Source organism: Candidatus Vampirococcus lugosii (assembly GCF_018420025.1).
Taxonomy (GTDB): domain Bacteria; phylum Patescibacteriota; class Gracilibacteria; order Absconditabacterales; family Absconditicoccaceae; genus Vampirococcus; species Vampirococcus lugosii.
This window is the reverse complement of record NZ_JAEDAM010000017.1, coordinates 1-17,561: the sequence shown is the minus strand read 5'-3', so window position 1 is coordinate 17,561 and position 17,561 is coordinate 1. Positions and strand designations below refer to the sequence as shown.

The 17,561-nt window shown below is 18.8% G+C and carries 20 protein-coding genes and 1 pseudogene; 15 read left to right on the top strand and 6 right to left on the bottom strand.

Annotation, left to right across the window (positions count from 1 at the left end):
• Together VAMP_RS02080 and VAMP_RS02075 are read right to left on the bottom strand one after the other, a co-directional pair.
• A partial coding sequence (locus VAMP_RS02080; protein WP_213348722.1) for a 7-cyano-7-deazaguanine synthase occupies positions 1-192 on the bottom strand: 192 nt, incomplete at its 3' end.
• Positions 193-331: 139 nt separating this feature from the next.
• On the bottom strand, positions 332-586 hold the full coding sequence (locus VAMP_RS02075) for an integrase core domain-containing protein (RefSeq protein WP_213348720.1): 255 nt from the start codon (positions 584-586) through the stop codon (positions 332-334).
• 597 nt (positions 587-1,183) lie between these two features.
• Here VAMP_RS02075 and VAMP_RS02070 point away from each other — a divergent pair.
• Positions 1,184-2,423 (top strand): annotated as a pseudogene (locus VAMP_RS02070) (Glu/Leu/Phe/Val family dehydrogenase).
• A 798-nt stretch (positions 2,424-3,221) separates the two neighbouring features.
• On the opposite strand, the gene VAMP_RS02065 reads toward VAMP_RS02070, so the two are convergent.
• The 3 genes from VAMP_RS02065 to VAMP_RS02055 are packed head-to-tail and all read right to left on the bottom strand — an operon-like array spanning position 3,222 to position 5,132.
• On the bottom strand, positions 3,222-3,866 hold the full coding sequence (locus tag VAMP_RS02065; RefSeq protein WP_213348718.1) for a lipoprotein N-acyltransferase Lnb domain-containing protein: 645 nt from the start codon (positions 3,864-3,866) through the stop codon (positions 3,222-3,224).
• Positions 3,867-3,868: 2 nt separating this feature from the next.
• The gene (locus VAMP_RS02060; protein ID WP_213348716.1) at positions 3,869-4,579 is read right to left on the bottom strand and encodes a phosphatidate cytidylyltransferase; all 711 of its coding nucleotides are present in this window, start codon (positions 4,577-4,579) and stop codon (positions 3,869-3,871) included.
• Positions 4,545-5,132 carry a CDP-alcohol phosphatidyltransferase family protein gene (locus VAMP_RS02055; RefSeq protein WP_213348714.1) on the bottom strand — a complete coding sequence of 196 codons (588 nt, stop codon included), beginning with the start codon at positions 5,130-5,132 and terminating at the stop codon, positions 4,545-4,547. The genes VAMP_RS02060 and VAMP_RS02055 overlap by 35 nt, the downstream gene beginning before the upstream one ends.
• 158 nt (positions 5,133-5,290) lie before the next feature.
• Between VAMP_RS02055 and VAMP_RS02050 the strand changes: the two genes are divergently transcribed.
• Genes VAMP_RS02050 through VAMP_RS02040 form a run of 3 tightly spaced genes read left to right on the top strand, consistent with a single transcriptional unit; the run spans position 5,291 to position 7,011 of the window.
• Positions 5,291-5,959: a SufD family Fe-S cluster assembly protein gene (locus VAMP_RS02050; RefSeq protein ID WP_213348712.1), complete on the top strand. Its 669-nt coding sequence runs from the start codon at positions 5,291-5,293 to the stop codon at positions 5,957-5,959.
• A 27-nt stretch (positions 5,960-5,986) separates the two neighbouring features.
• Entirely contained in the window at positions 5,987-6,397 is a 411-nt protein-coding gene (locus tag VAMP_RS02045) for an iron-sulfur cluster assembly scaffold protein (protein ID WP_213348710.1), read from the top strand.
• Positions 6,355-7,011 carry an SAM-dependent methyltransferase gene (locus VAMP_RS02040; protein WP_213348708.1) on the top strand — a complete coding sequence of 219 codons (657 nt, stop codon included), beginning with the start codon at positions 6,355-6,357 and terminating at the stop codon, positions 7,009-7,011. The genes VAMP_RS02045 and VAMP_RS02040 overlap by 43 nt, the downstream gene beginning before the upstream one ends.
• 31 nt (positions 7,012-7,042) lie before the next feature.
• Here VAMP_RS02040 and VAMP_RS02035 read toward each other — a convergent pair whose 3' ends face one another.
• Complete coding sequence (locus VAMP_RS02035; RefSeq protein WP_213348706.1) at positions 7,043-8,611, bottom strand: glycosyltransferase family 39 protein; 1,569 nt, start codon at positions 8,609-8,611, stop codon at positions 7,043-7,045.
• A 334-nt stretch (positions 8,612-8,945) separates the two neighbouring features.
• On the opposite strand from VAMP_RS02035, the gene rsmH reads away from it, so the two are divergent.
• From rsmH to VAMP_RS01980, 11 genes are all read left to right on the top strand, one after another.
• Positions 8,946-9,818, top strand: coding sequence for a 16S rRNA (cytosine(1402)-N(4))-methyltransferase RsmH (rsmH, locus tag VAMP_RS02030; RefSeq protein ID WP_213348704.1), 873 nt, complete (start codon positions 8,946-8,948; stop codon positions 9,816-9,818).
• Positions 9,819-9,838: 20 nt separating this feature from the next.
• A complete protein-coding gene (locus VAMP_RS02025) occupies positions 9,839-10,231 on the top strand; it encodes a hypothetical protein (protein WP_213348702.1) in 393 nt (130 codons plus the stop codon).
• A gap of 301 nt (positions 10,232-10,532) precedes the next feature.
• The gene (locus VAMP_RS02020; protein ID WP_213348700.1) at positions 10,533-11,021 is read left to right on the top strand and encodes an FAD:protein FMN transferase; all 489 of its coding nucleotides are present in this window, start codon (positions 10,533-10,535) and stop codon (positions 11,019-11,021) included.
• Positions 11,022-11,128: 107 nt separating this feature from the next.
• Positions 11,129-11,407: an FAD:protein FMN transferase gene (locus VAMP_RS02015; protein ID WP_213348698.1), complete on the top strand. Its 279-nt coding sequence runs from the start codon at positions 11,129-11,131 to the stop codon at positions 11,405-11,407.
• Positions 11,408-11,558: 151 nt separating this feature from the next.
• Positions 11,559-12,506 (top strand): hypothetical protein, encoded by a 948-nt coding sequence (locus tag VAMP_RS02010; RefSeq protein WP_213348696.1) that lies wholly within the window; start codon positions 11,559-11,561, stop codon positions 12,504-12,506.
• A 64-nt stretch (positions 12,507-12,570) separates the two neighbouring features.
• Positions 12,571-12,780, top strand: a complete 210-nt coding sequence (locus VAMP_RS02005; protein ID WP_213348694.1) for a DUF350 domain-containing protein — start codon at positions 12,571-12,573, stop codon at positions 12,778-12,780.
• Between the two features lie 27 nt (positions 12,781-12,807).
• On the top strand, positions 12,808-14,262 hold the full coding sequence (locus tag VAMP_RS02000; RefSeq protein ID WP_213348692.1) for a hypothetical protein: 1,455 nt from the start codon (positions 12,808-12,810) through the stop codon (positions 14,260-14,262).
• 1 nt (position 14,263) lies between these two features.
• Positions 14,264-14,497, top strand: coding sequence for a hypothetical protein (locus VAMP_RS01995; protein ID WP_213348690.1), 234 nt, complete (start codon positions 14,264-14,266; stop codon positions 14,495-14,497).
• A 216-nt stretch (positions 14,498-14,713) separates the two neighbouring features.
• Complete coding sequence (dnaX, locus tag VAMP_RS06980) at positions 14,714-15,964, top strand: DNA polymerase III subunit gamma/tau (RefSeq protein WP_213348688.1); 1,251 nt, start codon at positions 14,714-14,716, stop codon at positions 15,962-15,964.
• Between the two features lie 21 nt (positions 15,965-15,985).
• Positions 15,986-17,011: an ion channel gene (locus VAMP_RS01985; protein ID WP_213348686.1), complete on the top strand. Its 1,026-nt coding sequence runs from the start codon at positions 15,986-15,988 to the stop codon at positions 17,009-17,011.
• Between the two features lie 96 nt (positions 17,012-17,107).
• Positions 17,108-17,561, top strand: a 454-nt coding sequence (locus VAMP_RS01980) for an AAA family ATPase (RefSeq protein ID WP_213348684.1), incomplete at its 3' end; no start/stop codon positions are given.

The window sequence follows — 17,561 nt, the reverse complement described above, 5'->3', positions numbered from 1 at the left end:
AAAAAAATTAATTCATAAATATTCAGCAACTTTTTTTGCTTCTTGAATATCTTGTTTAGTAGGACAAGAATTATCATCTGCCATATAATTTATCATAAATCAAGCAGTTACATCATATCATTTTTTTTGTAATAAATAAGCACTTACTGCACTATCTACTCATCAACTAAGTCATACCAATATTTTTTTCATAAATGTTAATTCATTTTAAATATACGATTTATAGTTTTAGATATCTTATAACAAAAATTATTAAAATATCAACTAATTTTTTTTAAAATAATTTGTATTTCAAAATTTTTAAGAAATGGTAGAGTTGTTTACAGTTTTTTTATTTTCAGTGATAAAACTCATCTATAATTTCATATGGTGTTTTATTATCAATTCATTTATGAAGTTTAACACAATTGTATCGATTTACAAACCTTTTTAAAGACTTTTTTCTATTTTCTCTTGAAATAAATGTTTCTTTACTATGTCGCATATCCATTAATGTTCTTATTACTCTTTCAGCTTTACCATTTGTTTGTGGTCTTTTTACTTTTGTGTATTTTTTCTTTGTTCATGCTTCAAGACAATATTTCATAAGTTCATGATCTGGTGTTCACTTATATTCTTTACTATTATCTGTATATAGACATTCAATAATATAAGGACATTCATCAATAAATTGTGCTAGAGCTTCTGTCGCTGAAGATTAGGTTTTGTCTGTTGCAATATGAACATAAAGTTCTCTACTAAAATCATCAATTCATACAAATAAATATTCTTTAATTTTTTCTTTATCGTCTTTTATGTAAGGTAGTTTTTTGTATCCATGTGAAACATTATGTTTTACTTTTTTTATATCTTTATTTCTAAAAGATTCAACAATATGATGAGTGATATAAGTTTTTCAATTATATTTATGAGTACTTTTTTAATAAACATATTATGATTATTATTACTTAAAATAATAAAAGATAATAAATATTATATTTAATATAATGAAAAAAATTATAATCTCAAGAGAAAATACAATAATATTCTCCACTACAAAGCTAACTATTTTTTGTTTATAAAGATGAGTTTCAACTTATTTTTCAACTACAAATAAAAAAATATTTTATTTAATATTTGCTATATATTTTTAGTTTAAATTTGATAATATTAATATCACATTTATATATTAAAATAAAAAAATATGTCTTCTTTTGAAAATGCACAAAATCAAATAAAAAAATCATTTGAATATTTGGAAAATAAATTTACAAAAAATGATTTAGAATATATACTTTATCCAGATCGTGTTATACAAGTAAATATTAATGTTGAAATGGATAACTGAGAAGTAAAAAATTTTGTATGATATAGATCACAACATAATAATGTAAGAGGTCCATATAAGTGATGAATAAGATTTCATCAATGAGTTGCTATGGATGAAACTAAAGCTTTATCAGTATGGATGAGTATGAAAACTGCTTTAGTTTGAATTCCTTTATGAGGTGCTAAATGATGAATAATTGTAGATCCTAAAAGTCTCTCTGATAATGAATTAGAAAAACTTTCAAGATGATATGTAAGAAAACTATCAAGATATTTATGACCTGATTACGATGTTCCAGCTCCAGATGTTTGAACTACTCCTCAAATAATGGCATGGATGATGGATGAATATAGTAAATTATCAAATAATAATAATCCTTGAAGTTTTACATGAAAACCTATACAAGTTTGATGATCTATTGGTAGAGATACAGCCACAAGTAGATGATGATTTTTTGTTCTTAATAAAATCTTGGAATTAAAAAATTATGATTTGAAATGAAAAAAAATTGCTATTCAATGAGCTTGAAATGCTGGTATTAATATAGTTAAATATTTAACTGATTCATGAGCTAAATTAACAGCTATATCTGATAGCAAATGATGAATATATTCTGAAGAATGATTAAATCTTGATTTAATAAAATCTATAAAAGATAATAAAAAATCCGTAGTAGAATATGAAAATGTTAATATTTTGACAAATGAAGAATTGCTTGAATTAGATGTAGATATTTTGATACTTGCTGCATTAGAAAATCAAATAACAGAATCAAATGCTGATAATATTAAATCAAATATTGTATTGGAGTTGGCAAACGGACCTATAAATATGCAAGCTGATAATATTTTATCAAAAAAAATGAATTACAGTAATTCCAGATATACTTGCAAATGCTGGTTGAGTTTTGGTTAGTTATTTTGAACAAGTACAAAATAATGCAAATTATTATTGGGAAGAAATTGAAGTTGATCAAAAACTTAAAAAACAAATGGAAAAATCAACAAAAGATGTTTTTGATATGTCAAGTAAATTATCTATCTCTTTGAGAGATTCTTCTTATATTTTATCTTTGGATAGAATATTGCAAGCAATAAATATCAAATGAAAATAATTTAATAAAAATACAATTTTAAAAAATTTCTGTTTCAAAAACAGAGATTTTTTTATATTTTATGTACAAAATTTTTAGATTAAGAATTTGAGTCAAACTAAAATAAATTTATCTTGAGTAATGATTCTATCTAAATCTTGATATTTAGTAATAATGAGAATTATGATTTGAAGATTTTTATTTCAATAAATATTATTGTATTTGACAATAAAAAATTATGGCTTTTTAATTGAAAAAAAAAAGTAAAAACTATATATTAATTTGATAATTCATCAAATGAATTTTAAATTTAATTAATAATACAAATGATATGCTAGAGATACCACTTATTTTAGTAACATTATTGATTAATTGACTTATTTATTTTTTTTATAATATTATTTTAATTAAAAATAAACATTTAATTACTTTTAACATAAAATTAAGTTATAAAAGTACGATAATAGATTTATTATTAATAAATTTATTATCTATAATATTATTACCCATTTTAAATATATTATTAAATGATTTACAGTTAAGTTGATGAATATGAGAAATATTAATTACTACATTATTAAGTGCATTAATTACTACATTATTAGTTGCAAGTATAATTTATATTATATTAATTAAATATAGATGTAAAGACACAATAGATAAAGAAACTAAAATGTTATACTACAAATTATCTATTAAGATTTGGTCTTATAGTATCTTAAGTTTTTTTGCTTTAATAATTTTTTTATCTTTAATTATAAATTAAAGCTTTTTATAAATAAGTTTTTATTAAAATAAAATAATTTATTATTTTTTTATTTATTTGATATATCAATATTTTTTTAAATAATTTGGAACTTTGCTAGAAAAGATTATATTTGATGAAAATTTTATATTTTTTTTTGAATATATTTTCAAAACATCATATAAATTAGTTACACAATTACAAAAAAATGAGTTATAATATTTAGGATTTTGTATGAGAGAATTAGTTTTTTCTATTAAATATAGAAATCATTCTTTCATTTTTTTATCATCAAACATTAATTCATAAGTTTCAATTTTTGTTTTTCTTATTTTTGTTCTTAAATGTATTAAATCTTTTTTTGTTCACCAAACAAATATCAAACCATAATGTCTAAAACATCATTTAATTATAGAGAATCATTCTCATTCTTGTCTTCTTGATTCTACTGATAAAAATAAACTTTTTTCTCATGAAAAACAAAATTCTATTATCAAATGTGAAAATAATTTTTTAAATCAAAAAGGACAAGAATGTAATATAATTTTTTCCAAATTTTCTAAATCATATATTTTATTTATATAATTAAATTCATTATTTTCATGATCAAAATCTCTTATATTTTCAATAATAAATTTATTTCAATTTTTTTCTATACTACATAATTTATTGTGTCAATTTTGCCATATATCATTTCTTTTTATATCTGGGAAAAACATAGTTAAAAACTAATAAAAAAATAAATAAGTCATACAATTCATGCACTCAAAAAAATAGAATCAATTCTATCTAATAATCATCAATGTCAAGGTATATAATTAGCCATATCTTTTATTCAAGATTTTCTTTTAAAATATGATTCAATCAAATCTCATATTGGTCCCAAAAATCAAATAAATAATGATATAAATAAAGAATAAAAAATATTTATTTCCAAAATAAATACAAGTATATTTATAAGTATTATAAATATAAAAAATATTTGAGCTATAACTCAACTAAGTGATTTATTTGGACTCAGTTTAGTAAATCATTTTTTCCATGTTATTCATTTTCAAACAAAATAAGCTATTATATCAGAAAAAGATAAAATAATAAACAAATAAAAAAATAAATTTACTTTCATATACATAAAATACAAAAATCATATTAATAAAAATAAAAATATTGATCAATATATTATATTTTTTATCAATGAAAACTTCAAAACTTTTATAAATTCATAAATTGCAACCGTTCAAATAATGATTAAAGATAATATTAAAGTAATATTGTTTATAAATAACAAAAAACTAAATAATATTATATATATCCATCATTTAATTTTTTCATGAATATAATCATTTTTGATACTTACAAAACAAATAAAAGCTATAATAAAAAATAAAATAAGTAAATTAATTTCTATATTTTTTAATAAAAAATCAAGCATTATGTAAAATAGTTATAAATATATAAAAATATAATAAAATATTATAATTAAAATTAAAATATCATACAATTAATATTAATAAATAAAAAAATGTTCTAGATTCTTTTCATCATATAAAAATATTTTGTTTATTATACAAATATATAAATAATATTTCTAATATAAAATAAAAAATAATTATCAATAATATATAATAAATTAAAAAAATATCTACTCATAATTTATTCAAAATTATATATATGATATATAAATCAGGTAATATATCCGTTCATACATTTAAAAACATTCAAAATTTTGTATTTATATTTTGATCTCTAGCAATTATTCAATCAATTGCATTTAAAATAAGTTTTATATTTATGGCAATAAATAAATATATAGTTAATAATAAATTATTATAAATATAATTATCTATAAAAAAAAACATAGGAAAAATAATAAATATAGAAATTAAACTAGCAGTATTTGGATGCATTTTTTGTTTTGATAAAAACATAGCTAATTTATATCACATAGCTACATAATATTTTTTGAAAAATAAATATATTTTCATATATAATTAATTATTTTATAATAAACAACTTATTATTAATAAATTTTTTAAATAAATCAAGTTTTAAAATCAAAAAATCTATTTATTTTTAATTGAAAAAAAAAATATAATTCTTATAAATATTTACTAGTATTTTTAGAAAATAATTTCATAAAAATATGAAAATTTTTGAAGATTGAATTTATTATATAAACAATTCTGAGCAATATATTGAAGTTTTGGATTGAAAAAATATTTTAATTATAGATTTTTTGGTAAATAATGAAACTAAAAGATATATAAAAATATCTTGTCCAGCTAATATAAATTACAATTTATGAATTGTATGAAAAAATAATTTTGATATAAAAATAGATATATTATCTTGAGAATCTTGTGTAAATATCAAATCTCTTTCTTTTTCCAAAAATAAAGAAGAAATAAATTGAAATTTATCTATTAATTTATTAAATAAAGAAATTTATTCAAATACTGAAATTATATGATTATGTGATGATTGATGAGTAATAAATATTAGTTGAAATGTATTTATTGATTTTGATTCTTATAAATCAGAATGATATTTGAATCAAAAAACAGTGTTTTTGACAGATAATTGAACGAGCAATATTACTCCTACATTAAATGTTTCTTGTAATGATGTAAAAGCAAGTCATTGAGCAAGTATTTCAAAATTAAATGAATTTGATAAATTTTATATTTGTTCCAAATGAATAGATTTAAAATCTTATTATAATCTTATTATTAGTTCTTATATAAATAATTTTAATGAAAATTTAAATAATGAAAATATTTCAAATAAATTTTTTGATTATATCAATAATTAATTAGATTTATTTTTTTAATAAAATGTTATGTTTGATATTGCTACATTGATTCAAGATTATTCAAGCAATCCAGTTAATAATTATGAAATGAAAGATTTTGATATTTCTTATCAAGAATGAAATCCAGTTTGTGGTGATTGAATAAATGTTTTTTTGAAAATAGAAAATAATAAAATAAAAGAATTTAGTTTTACTTGAGATACTTCTATGATAACTACTACAGCAGTAAGTTTACTTGCTGAAGAAATTCAATGAATTGATTTGCAAGAAATTCTTGCATGGGATTTAGATTTTATGAGAGAAGAATTATGAATGCAAGTTAGTTCTAGAAGAAATAGGGCAGTATTGCTTTGACTTTTGGCTACTAGGAATGCAATTCACAAATATATAAATGATTGAAAAATTGATGATTTTGATGATTTGTGACTTGATGATTAATTTATTTTTTAAAAATATATATGTATAATCCATACGACTATTATTTCAAAAAAGCTAAAAAATCTTGATATAAAGCTAGAAGTGTTTTTAAACTTGAAGAAATTGATCAAAAATTTAATCTTTTTGATAAAACTATTAAAAAAGTTTTGGATATATGATGTTCACCATGAAGTTGGATACAATATACTTGGAACAAGATAAACAATAATTTAAATTACAAAATAATTTGATTTGATCTTAAAGAAGTTTCATTAAACTTGGAAAATGTTTTTACATACAAACAAGATATTTCCGATTTTGATAATGTACAAAAAATATTGAAAGAATCTAATATTGAAAAATTTGATATTATCATATCTGATATGGCTCCAGATACTACTTGAATTAAAGACTTGGATGCTATCAAATCTATAGCTCTTATAGAAAAAACTTTACCTATCTACAAAAAATATCTCTGATATGAATGAAAATTTGTAATAAAAATATTTATGGGACCTTGATTTGAAGAATTTTTGTCTGATCTAAAAAAGATTTATTGATCAAAATCAATAAAAACTTTTAAACCAAAATCTACGAGGAAAGAAAGTAAAGAAATATATATTATCAAAATTTAATTTTTTAAAATATTATTTATTTTTTATTAACTTAATTTTTACATTTCCAAACTCAAATGTAATTATATTTTTTTTCGTTTCAAATATCTTCAAATATTTTATTACAATTATTTAATACATAGTCAATTATTTCTTTATTAATACTCATTCTTAAAGATAAATCATCAAGTATAAATAAATTATTTCATATTTGAGATATGTTATTTATATAAGGAATAGCAGTATAATTATGATTTGTTTCTTGTATAAGTCTTTCATTAGCTGATTTTTTTCAAGTAAGATTAACTCTCATAGAATATTGACAAATATTTTTATTTTCTATATTGTACCATACACATAATTGTGGCATTCATGATATTATTTTGGTATTAGGATAATTATTTTTTGCAAAATTATAAGCTGATTTAAAATTGGGTTTTGGTGAAGTATAATCTATATAATAAACATTTTTAGGTAGTAGATTAATATTGAAACTATAAAATAAACTAAAATTTAAAAATATTATAAATATATATAACAATATTTTATATATTTTATTTTTGAATCAAATACTTTTGTCATATAAATAACTTATAAAAATAAAAAAAATATAAGATCCAAATATAGTTATAATACTAAATATATGATACATATATCTAGAATGAAGCATTATTCATTTTTGAGAAATAACAAAAAAATTAATCAAAAATGTTCATAAAAATATTATCAAATAAAAATATTTTCTAATATAAGCTAAATAAAAAGATCAAAATATAAAAAATATATGCAAAATTCATAATTCTTCTAATAATAAATTATTATAAAAATTAATATAATTTTCTTTTAAATTTTGTGGTAAATCAAAAGTATTTGGTACAATATTTCAAATATCAACTCATCAATTTGTGATATATTTAAATAAACTAGTAATTGATAAATAAAATAAAAATCATCAAAATATCATAAAAATATATTTTAAATTTTTTTTAATAATAGTTTTATCATAATTTGACATAATAAATTTACTGACAAAAAAATATATTAAATAAATTCATCATATAGCAAAAAGCGATAATAAAAAAGGATGATAAATACTTCCTATTCAAGCTATTATTGAAAAAATCAAAAAATAAATTCATTTTTTAGATATTTCAAATTTATATAATAAATATACTCAAAACAACAAAATAAGAGCAAGTAATTCATAAAATCTAGCTTCTCTAGACCAAATAATTTGCCAAGTAGAAAAATAAGATAGAAAACTTATAAATAAAACTCAAATATATTTATATTTATGTCATTTAAGTAGTTCATATGCAAATAAAGTACTCAAAATCATAAGTAATATTCAAAAAACAAAAGATGGAATTCTAGCACTTAAATCACTATATCAAAATATAGAAAAAGATAAATTTTGAGATAAAGTAAAAAAATATTGACTAAAATCATATCTACCAGATTGCAATAAAGGCAAAAAATTATTTTGTAAAGAATAATAAGAAGTAATACTACTATATCATTCATCTATCCAAAAACTTGCTCATCATAAATTATAAAATCTCAAAAAAATTCACCATAAAAAAAACAATCAAATTAATATAAAATAATATTTTTTTTTCATCAACAAAATTTATTCATATAAAATATCTAGTTTTATAATTATTTTTATTAAAAAAACAAATTAAATATAGTTTTTAAAATATTTTTAATTATATTTAAAATAAAATTATTCATCTCAAAAAAGTATTTTAACCTTAATTTTTTTTTCTTTAAGTTAGTAATTTTATGAAAAATGACTTTAAATATAAAATAAATACTTTTAATAAAAAGTCAATTATTATTTTTTTATAATGTTTTGACTTTTTAAATTTATTGAGTATATAGTAACTATGATGTTTTTGAGGTTTTATTTTCAAATTATTTGTATAATTATTATTTAGATTAATTTATTTAAAATGAGACATATTCCAGTTTTAGCAAAAGAAATATTAGAAAATTTATCAGAGGATATGTCTGTATTTATGGATTGAACTATTTGACACTGATGACATATAGAGTATTTTTTTTCAAATTGAAATTTTGATAATACATTATTTGTTGCGGTTGATAGAGATGCACAAATGTTAAAAAAAGCTAAATCTTATTTAACTTCATTTTGAGATAAAATAATTTTTCAAAATAATAATTATTCAGATTTGGAAAATATTTCCAAAAACATATGAGATAAAAAATTTGATTGAATACTACTTGATTTATGAGTAAATATGGATCATTTCAAATTGTCAGATAGAGGTTTTTCTATAAAAAAAGATTGAAATCTAGATATGAGATTTGATAGTAGTTCGCAATATTCTGCTTACGATTTTTTGAATAATTGAAATAGATCTGATATTTCTCAAGCTTTTAATAAATATTGAGATTTTACTACAAAATTTGCTGATTATATGGCAGATTGTATAATTTGAGAAAGGAAAAAATCTAAATTATCTACTACATTTGATTTTGTTAATTTATTAAAAAATATTTGATTGTGAACTAAAAAAATATCTGTAGTCTTTCAATGTGTTAGAATTGTAGTAAATAATGAACTTTGACATTTGGAAAAATTTTTGGATAATTTTGGTTCATATTTGAATTCTGGATGAAAATGTTTCATAATAACTTATCATAGTATAGAAGATAGAATAGTAAAATATAAATTTAAGGATAAATCTAGAATTGGAAACTTTCAACTCATAAACAAAAAAGTAATAAAACCTTCTTATCAAGAAATACAAAAAAATAATGCTTCTAGAAGTGCAAAATTGAGAATAATAAAGGCTTTATAATATTAATATTTATGTAATAAATGAATAAATTTGTTTTTGTTGAAAGTATATCAAAAAAATATATAGAAATTAAAAATAATGTTAAAAAAAATCGTAGATTAATAAATCAATTGAAACTTGTAACAATATCTATGATATTAGTATCTGTAATATTGTCGTATTTGTTCTTTGTAAATATTAGTTCAACTAAATGATATTTTTTGAGACAAGAGATGGGGATTTTGGAAGAAGAAAAATTCTCTCATAGTTTGGTACAGTTGGAAGTATTAAGAGCACAAAAAAAAGTTTGGCAAGATATACAAGATAATTCATGATTTAAACAAAATAATGTATGAAAACAACCTCAATGACTTACTGTAAATGATAGAATTATTTATATAAATACTGAAGTTAAACTTACAAGTAATAACTAATAATTTCAAATTTAAACTACAAATAATTTACAATTTGTAGTTTTTTTTATACATTTTCTTAAATCAAGTCTTTATTTGTCGTAATTGAAAATTAATTAGAACAGATATTTGTTTTATGTATTCTATAGAACTTATATAATCTTTTCTAGCAAAGTTTCAAATTATTTTAAAAAATATTGATATATCAAATAAATAAAAAAATATAAATTACTTTTAATATTGAATTGTTAATAATATTTATTATATATAAATTATTTAATTTTAATAAAAACTTATTTATAAAAAGCTTTAATTTATAATTATGAAAATTTTTAAATATGTATTCAAATGACTTGGTTCTATTTTACATATTAGTTTAATTGTTTCTGACAAAAAAGAAGCTGATAATCTTATCAAAAAAGTTTATCAAATTTCTAGTGATTTTGAAAAAAAATATTCTAGATTTATTCCAAATTCTCTTTTGTCTATATTAAATAATGAAAAAAAATTAAAAATAGATCAAGATTTTTTATGACTTTTGATTAAATCTAAAGAAATTTATGATTTTACTAATTGATTTTTTAATCCTTTGGTAAATTTGTCAAATATATGATATTGAAAATCTTGGGAAATAAATAATTTTGATTTTGAAAAAAATAAAGAAAATTTAGATTTTAATAAAATATGAATATTTTGAGATACTGTAGTGTTGCAAGATGGTATGAATTTAGATTTTGGTGCAATAGGAAAATGATATTTGTCTGATTTGATAGCTAAATTTTTGAAATTAAATAATGTAAATAATTTTTAGTTAATGTTGGTGGTGATATATATGTATCTGGGAAAAATCAAAATTGAAAAAATTGGATAGTTTCAGTTCCAAATTGACTTCAAAATAATAAATTAATAAACTTTTCTTTGACAAATTGTTCTTTATCAAGTTCTTGAATTAATATAAGAAAACGAAAAAATAATAATTGAAATAAATTTCATCATATAAAAACTCCTTGAGAAAAAAATCAAAAATTTGATATAATAACTATTAGTGTCTTGGACAAATTTGCATACAAAACTGATTCTTTATCTACAAGTATTTTAAGTATGTGATTTGATTTATGAAAAGAATTTTGTGAAAAAAATAATATAAAATCTTATTTTGTTTTATCAAATTGAAAAATTTGGCACAATATGAATTAATTATTTTATATAATATATTTTTTTATTTGACTTATAGTAAATTTATTTAAAAACTTTTATAGAAAATATAAAAATAATATTTATCTATTGACATTTTATTTTTTTTAATTATATAAATTTTATTATAATTTTACTATATAATTACATATTTATGGAAACTACAAAATTTAATGAATGTGAAAATTTAGATATTTTTGATGAAAAGGATTTTAGTTATAGTATATGTTTAGTTCTTCAAGAAAATGAAGAAAATGAAGAAAGTCAAGAAGATAAACAAGAAAAAAAATATTTTAAAAATAATTCTGATTGGTCTGAATCAAAACTTATTAATAGATGTAATTATTGAAGAAAATACAGTTTTGAAAATGATTGAGAACAATACAATTCTTTAAATTATTGATTACAAATAAATAAAAATAATAATTGAACACAATATAATATTGACAATCATTGAACTCAATATATTATTGCTAATCATTGAATTCAACATAATGATTGAAATAATTGAGTTCAACATATTTATTGAAATAATTGAGTTCAATATAATATTTGAAATAATTGAAATCAATTTATTGTAGCTAATTGTTGAATTCAAGAAAATGATTTTAATTATTGATTACAAGATAATAAATCTAATTCTTGAAAACAAAATAATCGTTCTAATTGTTGAAAACAATATAATGCTTTAAATTCTTGAGAACAGAATAATAGTTATAATAATTGAGAACAATATAATTTTTCAAATTCTTGAGAACAAAATAATAGTGTAAATTTATGAATACAATATAATGTTTGAAATAAATGATTACAAGACAATAGTGATAATGAATGATATCAAAATAATAGTTGAAATACTTGAAAACAATATGTATTTAATAATATATGAAATATTAAAAGTATATGAAATGAAGGTTTAATATTTGTAGGATTTTGAAATTGAAAACATATAATAAGTAATTCCAATACTTGAAAAGTGATTTGTATATTTGATACTTGTAAAATAAAAAATAATGATTGATTTGTTTTAAGTATATGAAATAAATTAGCTCGCTATTTTAAATTAAATAAACTTAATAAATTAAGAAAAAATCAAAAATAATTTGATAAATAATAAAAAATATTTATAATGAATATACACTTTTAATTTATTAATTATATAAATAATGTTAGACACAAATGTTTTAATATGAAGTTTAGTTTATATATTTATTTGAATATTAATTTTTGTAACAATAATAATCGTACTTGATAAAGTAACTCCTTGGTCTTTACATAAAGAATTGATAGAAGATGAAAATGTATCTTTATGAATTATAATTTGATGTTTATTTATATCTATTGCTATAATAATAGCTGCTGCTATACACTGATAATATTTAATATTTTTAATTTTTAATTTTATGAGTTCTTCAATACTAAAAGATTTATATGATGCTTATGTAAATAAAGATTGCAATAAGATGCAAAATCTTTTAGTTTCCTTAGAAAAAGAAGAACCTGATAGTCCATATCTAAAAAAATATAAACAAATGTATCAAAACATTTGTAAAGATTCACAAGGATGAGAATACTCACAAAGAGAATGAAAAGTAAAAATATGATGAAAAGCTATACAATGTACAAGTTGTTGAAATTATTTGAGAATGAATGAAAATGTAAAAAAAATTTATCAAGATTACAAAAATTGAGAAACTAAACAGCTTGAATTTGCTTGTGAAAGTTGTTGAACAAAATTCGTTTGGCAACAACATAATATAAAATCAATTTTTCTTGATAATGTTTGAGTGTGAAAAAATATAGATATAGAATCTAGGAATTATACTATATCTTCTGTAGTTAATTATAAATGAGAATGGAAAGAAGGGGATGAGTTGTGAGGTTTGGAATATAATGAATATTTGCTTGTAGATATAACTTGAGAAATAAATTATCTTTCTGAATCAAGAGCATATTGGAATGTTTGAAAAAAAGATGAAACAGAACTTAGTTGGAAAATAATTCCTATTTTTGATATACAAGAAATAAATTCTTGATATATAAAAACTAATAAATGAGATATTACTATAGATGAAATTAATCAAGTTAAAGTTGAAAAAATTTATTGAGAAAATACTAAATCATATACTATTTGAGAGGAAGTTATTCTTTATTATTTTTCGTATTCTTGAAAAGATTATATTCTTGAAAAAGAATCCTCTTGAACACAAAAAGAGGTTTGAATTTATGAAAGAAAAAAAGTATATTTAAATAAATATAATGAAGTGTCTTATAGTTATGAGCCATTAAACAACTTATTAAATTTAAAAGATATTAAAAATAATTTAATAATTATATCCAGTATTGTTGTTATATGTCTTTCTCTTTTTCTTATACGAATATCTCCGATTATATCATTCTTAATACTTATTGTTACTTATTGTGTATTATATATTAAATTTAAAATAAAAAATATAAAATTATATTTTGTACTTAATTTAATTTTATCTGCTTTATTCGCATATTTAAGTTTAAGTTTTTTTATATGACCAAAAGAATATTCATTTAAAAATCAAGATAATTGAAATTATAAAATAAGTTTTGATAAAAATAATATATTAAAATTACCAGATTGAGAAAAAAAATATGATTATGGTTGAACAAAAAATAAATTTAAAGATATAAGTTGAATAAAATTTTCTATAAAAACTGAAGAAGATAAAAAAATATTAAATGAATTTGAAAAATATAAAAATAATATAAATTATTTCAATAATAATGATAAAAAATGAGATATTTATATATGAAATAAAAAATATCCATATAGTGGAGGTATAATAAAAAATTATTTACTAGATAATATAAAATTAAATGAATAAAATGAGTATTTATATACTTTTCTTCGTAAGTATAGTTATGGGGTCTGTTATATGATTTATAAGTTATGGAAAAAGTCCTGAACCAATATCTAAACAAATAGATATGAAAACATGAAAAGCAAATATAGATTGGATATATTCTACAAGTTATTGACCTTGTGTATGAACATGTAGAAATTATTCTTCAAGTTCTTCAAGTTCTTCACGATGATGAGGTTCTTTTGGTGGTAAATAGAATTTATTATAGTAAATTAAATATTTAAACTAATTTTTATTTGGTTTTGTATATTAAAATTAATAAATAATTTTTTGAAAAATAAAAATAAAAATGAATATTATTTATAAATTAATTTATTTAAAATATAAATAATAAATAAATAATAAATTGAAAAAAAGAATAAAATCTATATATAGTTTATATATAGTTTTTTTATTTATAAATAAATAATTTATGTCATTATATATAAAATATCGTCCCAGAGATTTTGATACGGTAGTAAATCAAAAACATATTATAGATATATTGCAATATCAAGTAATAAATAAAAAATTAATCAGTAATTATTTATTTTTTTGATCTAGATGAACTTGAAAAACTAGTGTTGCTAGAATTTTGGCAAAGGCAGTTAATTGTCAAAATCCTAAAAATTGAAATCCTTGTAATAAATGTTTTTCTTGTATTAGTATAAATGAAAATAAGAATATAGATTTTGTAGAAATAGATGCTGCATCTCACACACAAGTAGATAATATAAGAAAAGAAATTATAGATAAAGCTTTTTATCCACCTTCTGTTTTGAAGAAAAAAGTTTATATTATAGATGAAGTACATATGCTTTCAAGCTCATCTTTTAATGCATTATTAAAAATAATGGAAGAACCACCTGAATATTTATTTTTTATATTAGCTACTACTGAAATAAATAAAATAAAAGATACTATTGTTTCTAGATGTCAAGTATTTAATTTTAAAAAATTAAATATAGATGATATATCTGCAAGATTATCTTATATTTGTGAGCAAGAATGATATAATTATGATAAACAAGCTTTAAATTTGATAGCACAAAATTCTGATTGAGCTATGAGAGATTCAATTAAGTATTTGGAACAAATAAACTTTTTTGAAAAAATTACTGAAGATAATGTTATTAAATTTTTATGAATTGTTTGAAATTCTACAATTATAGAATTTATTGAATATATTAAAAATTTAGATTTAAAATCTAGTTTTGAATTATTACAAAAAATTTCTAATTGATGAATAGATTTGATAGATTTTGCAAAACAAATAATTGTATATAGTGATGAACATTTTTTGGAAGATCAAGAACTTTATACTAAATTATCTGATTGTATGATAAATATTATTAAAGATTCCAAAATTTATCCTATAAATACTATTCTTTACAAAAAAGAGTTATCTAAATTTTTTACAACAAAATATGAATGAATAGATAAAAATGATGATTTAATTGAAAAAATAGTTCAAAATATTGATTCTACTTCTTTAAAAACAGCTTTGAAAAGGTATTCAAGTATTCAATCTTTTCAAAATTGATATCTACATATGAATGTGTCAAATGAATTTCAATATGCAGTAATTACAAACGAAAAAAATTTACAAGTATTAAAAAAAATATTGAATAAAATTTTTAATAAAGAAATTGAAATTAAAATTGATTTAATAAAAATTGATTAATTTATATAGTAATTTTTACTAATGATTTTTGTATTACTTAAAAATATTTGAAATAAGATTAAAACTAATAAAACTGTTTTTTCTATATTATTTATTATGTTTTTATTAGTTATATTAATATATTTAGTTGAAAAATGAAATAATGAATATTTTTCTTCTTGGTGGGATATTTTATGGTGGGCTTTTATTACATCTACAACTATATGATATTGAGATAAATATCCTATAACATATTTATGACAGTTTTTAGCTATGATATATATTCTTTTGACTTTATGAATAATTTGAGATATAGCTATAAAAATTACAAATATATTATTTACAAATAATGAAAAAAAAATGAATTGAACTTTATCTATAAATTTTTGAAATCATAGTATTGTATATTGAGAAGCAAAATATAGTACTTATAGCATAATAAGACAACTCTATAATGAAAATAAGACTAAAATAGTTTTTTTATCAAATTTAGATAAAATACCTAATGGTATTTTGAATTTACAATGAGAATGAATAGATGTTTATTTTGTAGCTGGTAGTCCTGAAAATGATGAATCTTTATATAAGTCTAATATAACAAATGCCAAAAATTTTATAATATTATCTGAAAATAATGATCAAGCAGATAAAAATACTTTGGCTTATATTATGAATATTAGAATAAAAAACGAAAAAATATATATATTATCCGAAATAAAAGATGATAAAAATATTATTTTATTTCAAAAAGCTTGAGTAAATAAAGTTATAAATTCTAATCTAATATGACATAGATTGTTTGTAAGATCATTAACTGATAATGTTAGTGATATTATATATGAATTATTAGACAATAGATTTGGTAAAGAAATTTATCAAGTAGAATTAGATGAAAAATGGACTGGTAAACAATTATGGGAATTGATAGGTAATTATTTAAAAGAAGATGTTAATATTATATGAATAAGAAATTATAAAGATAATAATATATATTATAATAAAAATTATATTATTTCTAAAGATGATTTTTTATATGTAATTTCTGAAAATAGAATATTGAAACTTTAAAAATATAATTTCACCCGTGAGCGAGGAAAAAATGTTGATTTTGGTAAAGAAAAAAATATAATGAAAGAGATTTAGTAATATTAAAAAAATAAAGAGATGAAAAAAATAGCGATATGAATACAAGATTTTAGAGAGTTGATAACAAGGAATAGTTACTATGTAGATAAAACTAAAACAATACATAATTTATTGATAAGTAATAAATATTATTTTTTGTCTAGACCAAGAAGATTTGGGAAATCGTTGACATTATCAATGATAAAATATTTGTATATGTGAGAAAAAGAATTATTCCAAAATACATATATTTATAATAAACGAAATTTTGAAGAAACAAATCCAGTAGTGTATATAAGTTTTGCAAGTTATAATAAATTTGAAGATGTAGAAGAATTTATAAAATATAATTTGAATATATATATAGAAGATAAAATATATGAATTAAATGATTTTACAAAAAGTATAAATTTATGATATTTGTTAAAAGAAATATACAAAAAAACAGGAAAGCAGGTAGTAGTATTGATAGATGAATATGATAAAGTAATAT